Origin of the sequence: Streptomyces sp. TSRI0281 (assembly GCF_001905125.1) — a bacterium.
Lineage (GTDB): Bacteria > Actinomycetota > Actinomycetes > Streptomycetales > Streptomycetaceae > Streptomyces.
This window is the reverse complement of the sequence record NZ_LWLE01000011.1, coordinates 93,192-107,910: the sequence shown is the minus strand read 5'-3', so window position 1 is coordinate 107,910 and position 14,719 is coordinate 93,192. Positions and strand designations below refer to the sequence as shown.

12 protein-coding genes are annotated in these 14,719 nt (G+C 70.8%); 6 read left to right on the top strand and 6 right to left on the bottom strand.

All coding sequences use genetic code 11. The features are described 5' to 3' along the window. Positions 1–275 precede the first annotated feature (275 nt). Positions 276–1,232 carry a hypothetical protein gene (locus A6A29_RS17600; RefSeq protein ID WP_241838530.1) on the top strand — a complete coding sequence of 319 codons (957 nt, stop codon included), beginning with the start codon at positions 276–278 and terminating at the stop codon, positions 1,230–1,232. Between the two features lie 3 nt (positions 1,233–1,235). On the opposite strand, the gene A6A29_RS17595 is transcribed toward A6A29_RS17600, so the two are convergent. Beyond that, positions 1,236–2,267 (bottom strand): NAD-dependent epimerase/dehydratase family protein, encoded by a 1,032-nt coding sequence (locus A6A29_RS17595; RefSeq protein ID WP_073721027.1) that lies wholly within the window; start codon positions 2,265–2,267, stop codon positions 1,236–1,238. 198 nt (positions 2,268–2,465) lie between these two features. Between A6A29_RS17595 and A6A29_RS17590 the strand changes: the two genes are divergently transcribed. Together A6A29_RS17590 and A6A29_RS47535 are read left to right on the top strand one after the other, a co-directional pair. Next, a complete protein-coding gene (locus A6A29_RS17590; protein WP_107468240.1) occupies positions 2,466–3,143 on the top strand; it encodes a GNAT family N-acetyltransferase in 678 nt (225 codons plus the stop codon). 17 nt (positions 3,144–3,160) lie between these two features. Next, positions 3,161–3,286 (top strand): hypothetical protein, encoded by a 126-nt coding sequence (locus A6A29_RS47535; protein WP_274535811.1) that lies wholly within the window; start codon positions 3,161–3,163, stop codon positions 3,284–3,286. Positions 3,287–3,355: 69 nt separating this feature from the next. Here the strand turns inward: A6A29_RS47535 and A6A29_RS17585 are convergent, their stop codons facing one another. Then, on the bottom strand, positions 3,356–4,939 hold the full coding sequence (locus tag A6A29_RS17585; RefSeq protein WP_073721025.1) for a 4-hydroxyphenylacetate 3-hydroxylase N-terminal domain-containing protein: 1,584 nt from the start codon (positions 4,937–4,939) through the stop codon (positions 3,356–3,358). A gap of 277 nt (positions 4,940–5,216) precedes the next feature. Between A6A29_RS17585 and A6A29_RS17580 the strand changes: the two genes are divergently transcribed. The 3 genes from A6A29_RS17580 to A6A29_RS17570 all read left to right on the top strand — a co-directional run bounded on the left by A6A29_RS17580 (position 5,217) and on the right by A6A29_RS17570 (position 8,355). Beyond that, positions 5,217–6,398, top strand: coding sequence for an acyl-CoA dehydrogenase family protein (locus A6A29_RS17580; RefSeq protein WP_073721024.1), 1,182 nt, complete (start codon positions 5,217–5,219; stop codon positions 6,396–6,398). A gap of 133 nt (positions 6,399–6,531) precedes the next feature. After that, the gene (locus A6A29_RS17575; protein WP_073721023.1) at positions 6,532–6,963 is read left to right on the top strand and encodes an SgcJ/EcaC family oxidoreductase; all 432 of its coding nucleotides are present in this window, start codon (positions 6,532–6,534) and stop codon (positions 6,961–6,963) included. Between the two features lie 42 nt (positions 6,964–7,005). Then, a complete protein-coding gene (locus A6A29_RS17570; RefSeq protein WP_073721022.1) occupies positions 7,006–8,355 on the top strand; it encodes an FAD-dependent oxidoreductase in 1,350 nt (449 codons plus the stop codon). Positions 8,356–8,716: 361 nt separating this feature from the next. Here A6A29_RS17570 and A6A29_RS17565 read toward each other — a convergent pair whose 3' ends face one another. The 4 genes from A6A29_RS17565 to A6A29_RS17550 all read right to left on the bottom strand — a co-directional run bounded on the left by A6A29_RS17565 (position 8,717) and on the right by A6A29_RS17550 (position 14,675). Next, positions 8,717–9,961 (bottom strand): cytochrome P450 family protein, encoded by a 1,245-nt coding sequence (locus A6A29_RS17565; protein ID WP_073721021.1) that lies wholly within the window; start codon positions 9,959–9,961, stop codon positions 8,717–8,719. 164 nt (positions 9,962–10,125) lie between these two features. Then, a complete protein-coding gene (locus A6A29_RS17560) occupies positions 10,126–11,367 on the bottom strand; it encodes an acyl-CoA dehydrogenase family protein (protein WP_073721020.1) in 1,242 nt (413 codons plus the stop codon). A 46-nt stretch (positions 11,368–11,413) separates the two neighbouring features. Continuing rightward, positions 11,414–12,787 carry a condensation domain-containing protein gene (locus A6A29_RS17555; protein ID WP_079182819.1) on the bottom strand — a complete coding sequence of 458 codons (1,374 nt, stop codon included), beginning with the start codon at positions 12,785–12,787 and terminating at the stop codon, positions 11,414–11,416. 115 nt (positions 12,788–12,902) lie between these two features. After that, complete coding sequence (locus tag A6A29_RS17550; RefSeq protein WP_073721019.1) at positions 12,903–14,675, bottom strand: non-ribosomal peptide synthetase; 1,773 nt, start codon at positions 14,673–14,675, stop codon at positions 12,903–12,905. Between the last annotated feature and the right edge of the window lie 44 nt (positions 14,676–14,719).

Genomic DNA, 14,719 nt, shown 5'->3' with positions numbered 1-14,719 from the left:
CCGCTGGTAAGGCGCCTTCCACGGCGACGGTGGAAGAGCAGACATTTCGGCGGTGGACTTCGGGTCGGGTTGTGGGGCTTCCCAACAACCCGGCACCTCAAGTGCTGGAGCGCATGTTTGGGTACACCACACGGCTCCTACTGAGCCCGCCGACCGCCCCGACGCCGGAGGCGCCTGGGAAACACGTAACTGCGCTCAACGAAAGCGAACTCGCGATGACTGCTCGGGATGCCGCCGCGCACGCCGGTGATGCTGCTTCTCTCAGCCTTCCGGACATGACGCTCGACCAGCTGCACGACGACGTCGTGGCCTTGGCTCGCGGCTATAGCCGCACATCCCCGACCGAGGTCTACCGCCGCGCAAAGGAACTACTCGCAATTGCACAATCCTCGCTGGAGCGGACTCAAGTGCCCCGCCAGAGGACACGGGCATACCTGGCAGCCGGCCAGTCTGCTGCCCTGCTCTCCGCGATCAGCTTTGACCTCGGCTCTCTCACCTCCGCCGTGTCACTGTCCCGGACTGCGGCACTGTACGGACAGGTGATCGAGCACGGCCCTCTCCAGGCGTACGCTCACGGCGCCCTCGCTTTCTTGGCCTTCTGGGGCGGCCGGCCGTCGGAAGCCGTTCGTCTCGTGCACACGGCGCAACAATTCCGAGGGCTCGGCGACACAGCCTTGACACGCCTGTCCGTTATCGAAGCCCGCGCATACGGGCACTTGGGCAACAGGCTCGCGGCAGAAGGCGCGGTGCGGAACGCTCTGGAGCAGAGCACCGGAGTGCGGGACGAGCTTCACGACGACATCGGTGGCGAATTCGGATTCCCGAGCGACCGAGTGGCCATGAGTAACGCGACTACCTATCTCTTGCTGCGTGATGCCGGGGGTGCAGAGGAGGCTGCGGAAAGCGCCCTTCTCCTCCTCGGCCATAAGCCCGAAGATCAGCGCTCCCTGCTCATCTCGACCCAGGCTTCCGTGGACCTTGCCCGTGCGCGACTTCTGCGCGGCGAATTCGACGGCGCTCACGCGGCCCTCGACCCCGCTTTCTCCGTGCCCACCGAATGGCGCGGTGCTGGGATGCTGGAGCGCTTGGCTGCGGTGTGGTCCGGCCTCTGCCACTCCGACTTCAGCGGCTCAGCTGCGGCGCGCACACTCGGTGATCGTATTGAGGAGTTCAGCGCAGCTGCGACGGCACATCGACTGGGCGCCGCAGCGCCCCTGGCCATCGAGAGCTGACCTTCAGCCGCTCAGCTTCGCAAGGATCACTTCCTCTTTCTCCATCGAGATGCCGTGCTCGGCCCAGCGAGGATGCTCAACCGGGACGCCTCCACCCTGCATCCACTCCCATACGGCGGCGACGGTCTCCGCCAAGGGGCGGCACTGTAGCCCTGCCGCCTGAGCAAGGGAGGAGTCGATACTCCACACACCCGCGTGAGTGCGCCAGAGCGGCAGTTCGGTCCATTGCTCTACTCCGTTTGCAACCAGAAGATCGTCAGGAGCCCAGACGAGTTGACCGGCTTCGCCGGTGACGTCAAGACAAGCCGTGAGGAAGCCGCCCATCGTCTCGCGGCCCAGCGGAGCAGTCACATTGAACGCACCGCCGCCCAAGGACGCGGCTTGGTCGAGTGCGAAGGAGGCCACGTCTCGAACATCCACGGGCTGAATTGTCTTGTGCGGGTCGCCAGGCGCGAGGATCGCACCGCCCTTTGACACTCGCCGCAGCCACCAGGGAAGGCGACCCACATACTCTCCTGGGCCCAGGATCACACCAGGGCGGAGGACCGACGCCCTTGATGCTCCGAATGCCGCTACCGATGCCCGCTCGGCACCGGCCTTCTGCCGACCGTAGTACCAGTCCGGCCCGGTCCAGTTGACCGGCAATCGGCCATAGTCGGCGTCGGCGTCAGCCGGTCCATCAAGAATTTCGGACGACTCTGTAAGCGGCTCGTCCGGCCACCCTCTGTAGGCGTTGACGGTGGAGATGTAAACGTACTTACCCGCTACCGGCTCCAGCACCTCGGCTCCGGCCAACACATCTCTCGGCGCAAGCTCCGAGGCCGAAGTATCGATCACTGCATCCCAGGGCCCCTCCTGCGCGAGTCGAATCAAGTCTTCGCGGACGGTGCGGTCGCCGTGGAACTCACGCGTCCCTTTGGGTGCGACTCCGGACCTTCCTCGGTTGAAGGCAGACACCGACCACCCACGGTCAAGAGCTGCCTGGGCAACAGCCCGACCCAGGAACCACGTTCCGCCAAGCACACAGATCTTCATGCGGCCGATCCTGCCCGCTGATACGTGCCCCACGCCAGAGCTTGCCTCGCTGGGGCGGGCAGGCGGATGCAGTCGACAGAACAGCGCTGAGCAGCCCAATCCGCAGAACGCCGGGTTGGAGCCGGCCTGGACAGTCCGGCGAGGCCGGCGTGACGTCGACAGCACTTCGCGGCAACGCACCGGGCCGCCGACGGCCCGGTGTACCACGACGAGAACGGGACCGGGTGCCTGCGGGCGCAGCGGCACGATCCCGCGATCGGGTTCCTTCGTCTGTCCGTGGCGCCGCAGGCGCGGTGCCGGGGCATCGGGTCGGCGTTGCTCGCCCGGATCGCGGCAGAGGCCGGGGACCGGGGGACGGAGCGGATCCAGGCGATGGTGTCGGCGGGGACGCCCGGACCGAGATTTGTTCGCGGGTGGCGCGTGATGCTGCGGTTGGAACTGCATGAACAGCGGCTCGACTGGGACGTCCTGAGGCGCTGCCACGAGCTGGCGGCGAATCCTCACCCCGACTACCGGGTGGTGTCCTGGCAGCGTGCGGCCCCTGCGGAATGGGCACCCTCGTTCGGACGGGTGATGGGCCATGTGCTGGACGCGCCCGGAGCCGCGCTGCAGATGGCGTCCCGAGCCTGGGACACCGCGGCGGTCCGTGCCTGGGAGGCGGAGACGGCCGGGCAGCGACTGCTCGTCAGCGCGGTGGTCCACCTGCCCTCGTGCGAGGTCGTCGGTGCGACGGTGGCCGATGCCCGTGCGCAGGCAGCCGACCAGCACGATACCGCCGGACACCGGACCGGCGGGCTGGCCCGCTGGATGAAAGCGCGCCACACACTGCGTCTGCACGAGCTGTTCCCGAGGCCGGGTCGGTCACGGTCACCGTGAACCGGGAGAACGCCCCGATGCTCGCTGTGAACCGGGTCATCGGCTACCGGCTCGTGCGTGAACGGCTGCTCGTGGAGACCCCCTCGGCCGGGTATCACCACCGGCGGCACCGGACCGAACGGGTGACGGACCGGGACACCTGAAGGGCTGTCCCGGTCACACCCTTGCCGCCACCGGTGGACGCCCGTGCCGCTTCCGGCTGCAGCGGGGGATCAGCAGCCGGGCAGGTTCCTGCGGATGTCCCTGAGCCCCTCGAACGAGGAGAGGTCGGGCACCGTCCAGCCGTCCAGGTCGTACTCCGACATGCACTGGTCGACCAGCGCCTTGTAGTCGTCGATCTGCCCCGAGGCGGTCTGCGCGAACAGCAGCTCGGTGCGGGTGTTCTCGTGGTTGCCGGCGTAGTTGCGCTCGTACAGCTCGTGGCGTCCGCCGAACTCCGTCCCCACCGCGTCCCACAGGAGCTTGAGCACCTTGACCCGGTCGACGGCTTCGATGCCGTTCGAGCCCCGTACGTACTTGTCGAGGTAGGGGCGGATCTCGGGGTTCTTGAAGTCGTCCGCGCTGGAGTTGAGGTAGATCAGGCCGCTCGCCACGTCCTGCTCGATGATCTCCTTGACGCGCGGGTAGCCGATCTGCATGAACCAGCGGTAGGCCATGCCGTACTGCGGATTGGGCAGCACCGCCCCGTTGTGCCACTCCACCGGATTGCGGGCCGCCGCGTCCGACAGGCCCCAGAAGAGGTTGCGCCAGGCCAGGACCTCACCGAGGCGGGTCTGCACGCCCCGGAAGTCCTGGGTCCCGGTGACCTCCAGGGCCTTCGCGAGCGCTCCCGCGATGAACTCCAGCTTGACGGCCAGCCGGGTGCATCCATGGAAGGTGAAGCGCTCCATGAACCCGGACTGCGACGAGAACATCTGGATCTTCGCCATGTCCCCGTAGATGAACACGTTCTCCCACGGGATGAGCACCTTGTCCATGACCAGGATGGTGTCGTTCTCGTCGAGCCGCGAGGACAGCGGGTAGTCGAACGGGGTGCCCATCACGGCCGCGGTGGCGCTGTAGGAGGGGCGGCAGATCAGCTTCACCCCGGCGGCGCCGGTGGGCACCGTGGCCACCAGCGCGAACTCCTTCTTCTTGATGGGCAGTCCGTAGTGCGCGATGAAGTTGTGGTGGGTCAGCGCCGAGCCGGTGGCGACCACCTTCGCGCCGCTGACCACGAGCCCCGCGTCGGTCTCCTTCTCCACGTGCACGAAGACGTCCGCCACCTCGTCCGGCGGCAGGCTGCGGTCCACCGGCGGATGCACGATCGCGTGGTTCCAGTACAGGACCTTCTCCTGGGCCTCGCGGTACCAGCGCCGTGCGTTGTCGGCGAACGGCCCGTAGAAGTCCGCGTTGGCTCCCAGTGTGCCGAGGAAGGCCGCCTTGTAGTCGGGGCTGCGGCCCATCCAGCCGTAGCTCATCCGGGACCACGCGGCGATCGCCTGCTGGTCGGCGACGAGGTCCTCGGCGCTGTGCGGCGTGGTGTAGAAGCGGTGGGTCAGTCCGCCGCTGCCCGTGTCCGTCCGGGTGGTCAGGACGTCCTGGGTGGCCGGGTCGTGCAGAGCGTCGTAGAGCCGTGCCGTCATCCGTACCGGGTTGTGGAACGCAGGGTGGGCGGTGATGTCCTTGACGCGTTCCCCGTACAGGAACACCTGCCGGTCGTCGCGCAGGCTCTCGATGTACTCGTCGCCGGTGAGCGGCCGGCTCACCGATGACCGAGGACGACTCTCGGCGCCGGAGCGGTGCTGATCGGTCATGAGCCCTCTTCCCTCGAAATCCCCTCACCGCCCGATGCCGGGGCGCGCGGGCGTGGCCGGGATGCCATCGTGGCAGTCGGCGGCGACCAGGGCTTCTCCCTGCGTGCGGGACCGCCGCACGCATCCGTGAACGGCCCGCCGCGGGGCTGCGATGTCCTTTCGCGCCGTGCCGCCGACGGCAGGTGCGCAATCCAAGAGGTGCCGCCCGTCCCCTGCCGATGTGACGGTCTCTCCAGTCCTGCCACTCTTCACGATCGTCATGTCCAGGAGGAAACCGATGCTGACCGCCGACATCCCCACGCGGGCGCAACTCGTCCAGCGCGCAGTCGAGCTGGCACCGCTTCTGAAGAAGAACGCCGCGCAGGCGGAGCAGGACGGCAGACTCCAGGACGAGACCGTCGAGGCGCTGGGGGACGCCGGATTCTTCCGGCTGCGGGTGCCCAAGCGCTACGGCGGCTTCGAGGCCGACACCCGTACCCTCGTCGATGTCGCCGCCGCCCTCGGCCGTGCCGACGGCGCAGCGGCCTGGACCACGGCCGTCTACTGGATCCCGACCTGGATGACCTGCCTGTTCCCCGACAGCGTCCAGGACGAGGTCTTCTCCACCCCGGACGTCCGGATCTGCGGCACCCTCAGCCCGTCCGCGCTGGCCACGCCGGCGCCCGGCGGTATCACCGTCAACGGCAAGTGGGGCTTCGTCAGCGGCGCCCGGCACAGCCACTGGCAGGAGATCATTGCCGTCCTGCAGGGTCCCGACGGACCGCCGCAGCCCGTGATGGCTCTGGTGCCGATCGAGGACCTGACGATCATCGACGACTGGGACACCACCGGTCTGCGCGCCACCGGCAGCGTCAGCACCGTCGCCCAGGACCTCTTCGTCCCGCAGGAGCGCGTCCTGCCGCTCGGCGCGATCCTCCAGGGGAGTTACGCCTCCGAGCTGAACGCCCGGACGCCCGTCTACCGCACCCCGCTGCTGCCCGTCGCCTCGGCCTCGTCGGTGGGCACCGCGCTGGGACTGGCCCAGGCCGCCCGGGACCTCTTCTTCGAGCGGCTGCCGGGACGCACCATCACCTACACCACCTACCAGCAGCAGTCCGAGGCGCCGCTCACCCACTTCCAGGCCGCCGAGGCGACGCTCAAGACCGATCAGGCCGAGTTCCACGCCCACCGGCTGGCCTCGCTCGTGGACAGCAAGGGCGAGTCCGGCGACACCTGGACGCTGGAGGAGCGCGCCCGCGCCCGCGCCGACCTGGGGGCCGTGTGCCGGCTCGCCAAGGAGGCCGTCGACCTGCTCGCCTCCGCCAGCGGCGGCTCCTCGATCTACCGCGACGTCCCCATCCAGCGCGTCGTCCGCGACATCCAGGCGATCAACCTGCACGCCCTGATGAACCCGAACACGAACAACGAGCTCTACGGCCGCGTCCTGTGCGGCCAGGAGCCGAACACGCTCTACATCTGAGGCCGCAGTCACAGCCCCGGCCCGCACGTGCGGTACCGCATTTCGGCGGGACCGCACTTCTACGGGACCGCATTTCGACGAGACCGCACGAGACCGCACGAGACCGCATTTCGAGACCGAGGAGCCCACCGGAATGACTGCTCAGACCACCGACGCGCCCGCCATCGAGATCTCCGACAAGGACAAGGCCGCCGTCGCGGCCGTGCCCGGCCGAGTCGTCGCCGCCTGGGCCGCGCACGACGCCCAGGCGTTCGCCGAGGTCTTCACCCCCGACGGCACGATGATCCTGCCCGGCGTCTTCCAGCAGGGCCAGGAGGCCATCGCCGCCTTCATGACCGAGGCGTTCACCGGCCCCCTCAAGGGCACCCGGGTCACCGGCACCCCCGTGGACATCCGCTTCGCCGACGCGGAGTCCGGCATCCTCATCACCCGCGGCGGCATCCTCGCCCCGGGGCAGACCGAACCGAGCCCCGAGCGCGCCGTCCACGGCTCCTGGGTCGTGGTCAAGCGCGGCGGCGCCTGGCACCTCGCCGCGTACCAGAACACTCCCCTCCACGCCGCCTGACGGCCTGTCCGCTCCGTACTCATTCCCAAGGAGGTGGCGGCGATGGCCGACACGAAAGCAGGCCGCGCGGTGGTACTCGGCGGCAGCATGGCCGGCCTGCTGGCCGCCCGGGTGCTCGCCGACAGGTTCCGCGAGGTCGTCGTCGTGGACCGCGACGACATGTCGCCGGGCGCCGAGGCGCGCCGGGGTGTGCCCCAGGGCCGCCACGTGCACGGCCTGCTCGCCCGCGGACAGCAGATACTCGACGAGTTCTTCCCCGGATTCACCGACGAGGCCGTCGCGGCCGGCATCCCGACGGGTGACCTCGGAGAGCTGCGCTGGTACTTCAACGGCCGCCGGCTCAGCCCCGCCACCACGGGGCTGGTGTGCGTCTCCGCCACCCGCCCGGTGCTGGAGGGCCGGGTACGGGCGCGGGTCGCCGCGCTGGAGAACGTGAGGTTCCTCGACCGGCACGACATCGTCGGGCTCGTCACGGACGACGCGAGGACCACCGTCACCGGGGCCCGGGTCCAGAGCCAGCGGCCCGGCGAGCCGGAGCAGGTCCTCGATGCCGGGCTCGTCGTGGACACCAGCGGCCGGGGCTCGCGCACACCGCTGTGGCTGGAGGAACTCGGGTACGAGCGCCCCGAGGAGCAGCGCATCAAGATCGACCTCAGCTACACCACGCGCCTCTTCCGGCTGCCGGACCTCGGTGTGCTCAACGGCGACCTGTCCATCAACCCCGTCTCCTCGCCCAGCCACCGGCGCGGGGCGTTCCTCTCCCGCATCGAGGACGGGCTCATCGCGGTCTCGCTGACCGGGGTGCTGGGCGACAGCGCGCCGGCCGACCTGGAGGGATACCTCGCCTGGACCAAGACCCTTCCGGTCTCCGACATCTACGACGTCCTCCAGGACGCCGAACCCGTCGGGGACGGCTCGACCTTCCGCTATCCGGCGAGCGTGCGGCGCCACTACGAGCGGCTGCGGAGCCTGCCCGCCGGGCTGCTGGTGATGGGCGACGCGGCGTGCAGCTTCAACCCGGTCTACGGACAGGGCATGACGGTCGCCGCGATGGAGGCCAAGGTGCTCGACGGCCACCTGGCGCGTGGTCTGTCGCCGCAGCCCCTGGAGTTCCAGCGCGACATCTCCGGTGTCATCGACGTCCCGTGGGACTTCTCCGCGGGAGGGGACCTCGGTTACCCCGAGGTCGAGGGCGTACGGAACGCCAAGGTGCGCACGGGCGGTGCGTACATGGCGCGGCTGCAGGCGGCGGCGGTCCACGACGGCCGCATCACCGGCACCTTCATGCGGGTGGCGGGCCTCGTCGAATCGCCGCAGGCCCTGATGAGCCCGCGCATGATGTACCGCGTGCTCAAGGGCTCACGCCGCGGGAAGCAGACCGTGGCCGCCTGACCCCCGTCCACCCACGACGCCCGGCCGGACCCCCCGGCCGGGCGTCGTGCTGTGCCGCGGTGCGGTGCCGGGGTGTGGTGCCGCCGTGCTGTGCCGCGGTGCGGTGCCGGGGTGTGCTGTGCCGTCGTGCTGTGCCGCGGTGCGGTGCCGGGGTGTGCTGTGCCGTCGTGCTGTGCCGCGGTGCGGTGCCGGGGTGTGCTGTGCCGTCGTGGTGTGCCGCGGTCCGTGTCCCAGTGGTGAGTTCCGGTGGTGCGCTCCGGTGGTGTGTCGCGGTGGTGTGTCGCGGTGCGGGCGGCGGCGGGAACGACGAAGGGCCGCCCCGGCCGGGGCGGCCCTTCGACGCGTGGGCGGGTACGGGGTGTCAGCCGGCGGCCGCCGGGACCGGGGCCTTCAGACGGACCGGGAGGCTGCGGTGACCGTTCATGATGAACGTCGGCAGCGGCTGCAGTTCACCGCTGTCCACGGCCAGCGACAGGTCCGGGAACCGCTCGAACAGCTGGGACAGACCCGTCGTGGCGACGAGGCGGGCGATACCGGCACCCATGCAGTAGTGCGGGCCCACCCCGAAGGACAGGTGCGCCTTGTCGGGCCGGGTCAGGTCGAAGGTGCCGGGGCTGTCCGGGTGGAGCTCCGGGTCGCGGCCCACGGCGCTGTAGTTGACCAAAATCGGGTCGCCCTTGGGGATGGTGACCCCGTCGAGCTCGATGTCCTCGGCCGCGTAACGCAGGGGCAGGTGCGCCAGCGGCGACTCGACGCGCAGTGTCTCGTCGATGACGTCGTCCCAGGTGGCCCGGCCGGAGCGGATCAGTTCCAGTTGTGCGGGATCGCTGAGCAGGGCGGTGATGGCGTTGTCGAAGAAGTTGATCGTGGTCTCCGAACCGGCGCCGAGGATGGCGAAGATCGTGTCGGCGAGTTCCTCCTCCGACAGCGCGGTGCCGTCCTCGTCCCGCGCGGCGACCAGGTCACTGGTGATGTCCTCGCCGGGCTCGCGCCGCTTGTCGGCGATGAGGTCGGCCATCGCCCCGCGCCAGCCGGCCAGCACCGCCTGCGCCTGCTCGGGGGTGACCGTGGTGTCGACCATCGCGTCGATGACCTTGGCGGTCTTCGCGCGGGCCTCCTCCTCCATGCCGATCAGGTCGGCGACGAGCCGGGCCGGCAGCGGGTAGGCGAACCGCTCCCGCAGGTCCACCACCTCGTCGGGCCCGGCCGTCTCCAGGGCGTCCAGGAGCTGCTTGGTCAGCTCCTCGACACGCGGCCGGAAGGCGGCGGTGCGGCGCGGCGTGAACGCCTTGCCGACCAGCTTGCGCAGCCGTACGTGGTTCTTGCCGTAGGCGGTGACCATGTTGTCCATGGCCACCCAGCTGATCAGCTCCCAGTCCGGCGGTATCTCTCCGTTGACGAAGGCCGGCCAGTGGGACCGCGCGCTCTTGGTGACCCGCGGGTCGGTGAGCACCTTCTTGATGATGTCGTGGCTGTTGAGGGACCAGGCGACCACTCCGCCTGGCAGTTCCACCCGGGTGGCCGGGCCCTGCTCGCGCAGGGCGGCGGCCTCGCCGTGGATGTCCCGGCCGGTGGTGTCGAGGGCGAACGGGCAGCGTTGCTCCATGGAAGTGTCCGGTTTCTCTTCTGGCCTGGGGCGGCGGGGCGGGCGGCGGTACGGAGCGGTACGAGGAGATACGGAGCGATACGGACCGGGCAGCGGTACGAGGAGATACGGAGCGATACCGGCCGGGCAGCGGTACGGGGCGGTACGGAGGGGGCGTGCCGGGATCAGCCGAGCGGGCCGAAGTGGGCCTGCGACAGCTCGCGGTTGGCGTGGGTGGCGAGGAAGATGCCGTTGCCGGCGTGGCTGTGGAGCATCGACAGATCGCGCCACACCCGCTCGATCCGCTCGCCGTGACGGACCGAACTGGAACCGGCCGTGGGGAACAGCTGACTCTCCACCGCTCGCCAGCACAGCCGTACGGCTTCGCGGCTGACCAGGGCCAGACGCAGCTCCGCCTCCCGGGTGAAGGCCGCCGCCTCGCGGTGGCACAGCTCCTGCCACTGCCCGACCGCGTGCAGCACGGCCGCCTCGGCGGCCGCGATGAGCCCGGTGGCCTCGCCGTAGCGGAACTGGTAGTCGGGGTCCTCGGTGCGCGGCACGATCGGGAAGAAGGACGTGGTGCGGTCGCGCATCAGCTGCTCGTACGCGTCCAGGGCGCCCTTGGCCATGCCCACGGCGAGGACGCCGAGTTCGAGCAGCATGAAGCTGAGCGGGCCGCCGCCGTACGCACCTCCGTGCAGGACCCGGCCGGGCAGCTCGTCGGTGACGGGCAACTGGCTGAGGTGTCCGACGAGGGCGCGGTGGGCCGGGACGCGGGCGTTCTCGATGCGCAGACTGTGCGAGCCGCTGCCGCGCAGGCCCAGCTGGTCGCCCCAGTCGTCGAGCCGTTCGAACTGGTCGCGGTCGACGATGAACAGCAGCGGCGCGGGCGGCTGCCCCTCCCCCTGCGGGATCAGGGTGTGGCCGATGAAGTGGGTGGCGTACGGCGCTCCCGAGCAGTAGTTCCAGGTGCCGTTCAGCACCCAGCCGCCCTCGCCGTCCGGCTCGGCCGATCCCGTGGGGGCGACGGTCGCCGGGCAGATGAACTCACCTCCGGCGAACAGCTCGTCCTGCGTCCGCTCGTCGAACACCGAACCCGCCACCAGCGCGTGGGCGGCCCCGAACAGATACATCCAGCCCGTCGAGGGGCAGCCGCGGGCCAGGGCGGTCGCGACCCTGACGAACGTCTCGGGGCCGAACTCGTAGCCCCCGTAACGCCGGGGGACGAGGATGCGGTAGAAGCCGGCCCGGGAGAAGGCCTGGTGGGTGTCCTCGGCGTAGTGGCCGCGCTCCTCGGTCTCCGCCTGCCGCTCGACGAGCGTCGCGGCCAGGGCCTCGGCGCGGGCGACCAGCTCGTCCGGGGTGAGGTCGGGTTCCGGAGGTGACACGGGGCCGGCTGCGAAGGTGCCGGGCAGAGTCGTCGTCATCGTGGATCGGTCCCTTTACGTCTCGGTGGGCGCGGGCGGTGCGGGCTCAGCCCGCGTCGACGGCGGTGTCCGGAGCCGTCGCCAGCGTGTGGAGCAGGGCGCGGAAGCGCTCCACGAGCGCGACGGCGGTGGCCTCGTCGAACCGGTTGTTGTCGAACTTGAGGCTGCCGGCCAGGGTGCCGTCCGGCAGCACGTCCATGGCCCACAGACCGCCGTCCGGGATGGCGGAGCTGACGCTCTGGGACAGGACGCGACGGCGGATCTCGGCGAACCGCGGGCCCCCGGCGGCGCCGTCCTCCGCGGCGAACGGCGACTGGAGCACCTCGAAGGCGACGACGGCCAGGAAGCCGTCGGCGAACGGGGCGAGCAGTCCGGGGCTGTCCTGCGCGATGTGCGCGAACGGGATCTCGTGCTGGTAGGCGCCCAGGCAGGCGGCGCGCGCCTGCTCCAGCACCGCGCCGTAGGTGGCGGAGCCGGTGGTGTCGATGCGGATGGGCACGAAGTTGAAGAACGGGCCCACCGATTCGGCGAACCGCTCCTCGTAACGTCCTGAGGAGAAGGTCGGGAAGACGACGTCCGTGGTGCCGGTCAGGCCGCGCAGCAGCAGGCTGTAGGCCGCCGCGAGGACCATGAACGGGGTACTGCGGGTGGCCTTCGCGTACTGGGTGACGGACGTGGACAGTTCGGCGTCGAAGACGAAGCGGTGCACACCGTAGGCGGCGGGCACGTCCTCGCGGGGGCGGTCGGTGGTGATGCCGGTGATCTCGGCCCCCGCCAGCCGCTCGCTCCAGTACGCCCGCTCGCGTTCCGTGCGCGGGCTGCCCGCGCTCTCCTGCTGCCACCGGGCGAACTCCTGGTACTGGTGGGCCGGCCCGGCCGCCGGTGCCCGGCCCGCGGCCCGGTCCGTGTAGGCGGCGGCCAGGTCGCGCATCAGCAGCTGCACCGACCAGGCGTCGGTCGCGGTGTGGTGGGTGACCAGGACCAGCACACCGTCGGTGGCGTCGAAGCGGCCGAACTCGGCCCGCAGGTGCGGCAGGACGGCGACGCCGAAGGGGGTGGCGTCCAGCTCGTTGAGGAACGCCTCGGCACGCTCGTCGCGCGGGCGGCCGTCGTCCGCCAGGTCCACCACCCGCAGTTCGGCGGGCGTGGCGGGGTGGACGGTCTGGTGACTGCCCGACTCGTCGCCGTGGATCGAGGTGCGCAGCACCTCGTGGCGCTCCACGATGTCGTTCAGGGCCTGGGCCAGCGCGTCGGTGTCGAGCGCGCCGGTCACCCGCCAGCCGCACACGAGGGTGTGCCGGTGTCCGAACGCGCCGTCGGTCTCGCCCTTGTCGAAGCCGCGCAGGAACTCCTGGTTGAACGACAGCGGGATGCGGCGGCCCGACTCGGCCGTCTCCGGTGACACGTGGGTGATGGTCACGTGGACCAGTCCTTTCTCCTGCGATGACCGGTCCGGGATGCCGACCGGGATGGACCGTGCGGTGGTGGGGAGGCGGGAACGGGATCAGCGGGCGTCGGACCGGCGGGGCCGCCGGTCACGCCGCGGCTCCGGTCGCGGCCAGGTCGGTGAGGTAGCTGTCGAGCTCGGCCACCGTGGGGTTGTTGAAGACATCGCCGACCGTCAGCTCGGCGCCGAACTCGGCCTGGATGCGGGCGACCAGCCGCATCGCCTGGAGCGACTGCCCGCCCAGGTCGAAGAAGCTGTCGTCCGGGCCGATCTCCGGCACCCCGAGCACCCGGGCGACCAGCACGCACAGCACGCCCTGGCGTTCGCCGACCGGGGCGGTGGCGGTGGTGGCCGCAGGGGCGGGCGCGGCGGGCTCGGGCAGCGCCGCCCGGTCCAGCTTGCCGTTGGGCGTCAGCGGCAGGGCCGCGAGCTCCATGAACGTGTCCGGTACCGCGTAGTCGGGCAGCAGGCCGCCCAGTGCGGTGCGCAGGTCCCCGGGGCCGCTGCCGCGCGGGACCACGTACGCGGCGAGCCGTTTGTCACCGGGCTGCGGTTCACGGACCACGACCGCCGCGTGCGCCACACCGGGCAGTTGCCCGAGCGCGTGCTCGACCTCGGCCGGCTCCACCCGGTAGCCGCGGATCTTGACCTGGTCCCCGGAGCGCCCGGCGAACTCCAGCAGACCGCCCGCGCCACGCCGCATCAGGTCGCCGGTGCGGTACATCCGCTCGCCGTCCGGGCCGGTGACGAAGTGTTCGGCGGTCAGTTCGGGGCTGCGGAAGTACCCGGCGGCCAGCCGTTCGCCCGCGATGTGCAGCTCGCCGACCTCGCCGTCGGGCACCTCGGCGAGCCGGTCGTCCAGCAGCCGGGCGTCGACGGTGTCCATCGGACGTCCCACCGGCACGCCCGCGTGGCAGTCGTCCACGGAGGCCAGCGCCGCGTGCGCGGCGAACGAGGACACCTCCGTCGCGCCGTACATGGCCCGTACGACCAGCCCGGGGCAGGCTTCGAGGACCCGGCGCACCGCCGTCGGCGCGATCACGTCGCCGCCGGTGAGGACCTCGGACAGGGTCGCGAAACTCTCCGGGGCCTCCTCGGCGAACACCCGGAACAGGCCCGCGGTCAGGTGTACGGCACCGATCCGCTCCTCGGTGAACAGCCGGCGCAGCGTACCCAGGTCCAGCTCGCCGGGCGGGGCCAGCACCAGGTGGCCGCCGCGCAGCAGCGGCACCCACAGTTCGTAGGTCGACACCCCGAACGCGTACGGGGCCACGGACAGGATCCGCCGGTGGCCCTCGCCGTCCCAGCAGGAGTCGGCGGCCAGGCCCAGCACGCCGCGGTGTGTCACGGCGACGCCCTTGGGCTCGCCGGTCGATCCGGAGGTGTGGATGACGTAGACGACATCGTCGCCGCCCGAGGCGACGTCGGGGTCGTGGTCGGGCAGCGCGGCCAGGTCCGGGTCGGCGGCCGGTTCCAGCAGACGGCCGCCGAGCACACCGGCCCGGCCGCGCATCACGGCGTCGGTCAGGATCAGCGGGCTGCCGGCGCGGTTCACGATCCGCCGCATCAGCTCCACCGGGTGGGCGCTGTGCAGGGGCAGGTAGCAGCCGCCCGCCTTGACCACGGCGAGCAGCGAGACGACCAGGTCCACGGAGCGTTCCATCAGGACCGCGACCGGTTCCTCGGGCCGCACCCCGAGGGCGAGCAGCCGGTGGGCGAGCCGGTTCGCGCGGCGGTCGAGCTCCCGGTAGGTGAGGGACCCGTCCCGTCCGGACAGGGCCACCGCATCGGGCACCCGTGCCACCTGTGCGGCGAAGCGCCGCTGCACCGAGGCGGTGTCCTCGGAATCGCTGAAGGCCATCGTCCGTCCAATCCGCTCAGCCGTATCCGTGTCCGCGGGCGATG

Coding starts and splice junctions, on each gene's coding strand:
- A6A29_RS17595 (WP_073721027.1), bottom strand. CDS start 2,267: ATGAAGATCTGTGTGCTTGGCGGAACGTGGTTCCTGGGTCGGGCTGTT.
- A6A29_RS17575 (WP_073721023.1), top strand. CDS start 6,532: ATGACTGCTCAGACCACCGACGCGCCCGCCATCGAGATCTCCGACAAG.
- A6A29_RS17550 (WP_073721019.1), bottom strand. CDS start 14,675: ATGGCCTTCAGCGATTCCGAGGACACCGCCTCGGTGCAGCGGCGCTTC.
- A6A29_RS17585 (WP_073721025.1), bottom strand. CDS start 4,939: ATGACCGATCAGCACCGCTCCGGCGCCGAGAGTCGTCCTCGGTCATCG.
- A6A29_RS17560 (WP_073721020.1), bottom strand. CDS start 11,367: ATGACGACGACTCTGCCCGGCACCTTCGCAGCCGGCCCCGTGTCACCT.
- A6A29_RS47535 (WP_274535811.1), top strand. CDS start 3,161: ATGCTCGCTGTGAACCGGGTCATCGGCTACCGGCTCGTGCGTGAACGG.
- A6A29_RS17600 (WP_241838530.1), top strand. CDS start 276: ATGACGCTCGACCAGCTGCACGACGACGTCGTGGCCTTGGCTCGCGGC.
- A6A29_RS17565 (WP_073721021.1), bottom strand. CDS start 9,961: ATGGAGCAACGCTGCCCGTTCGCCCTCGACACCACCGGCCGGGACATC.
- A6A29_RS17580 (WP_073721024.1), top strand. CDS start 5,217: ATGCTGACCGCCGACATCCCCACGCGGGCGCAACTCGTCCAGCGCGCA.
- A6A29_RS17570 (WP_073721022.1), top strand. CDS start 7,006: ATGGCCGACACGAAAGCAGGCCGCGCGGTGGTACTCGGCGGCAGCATG.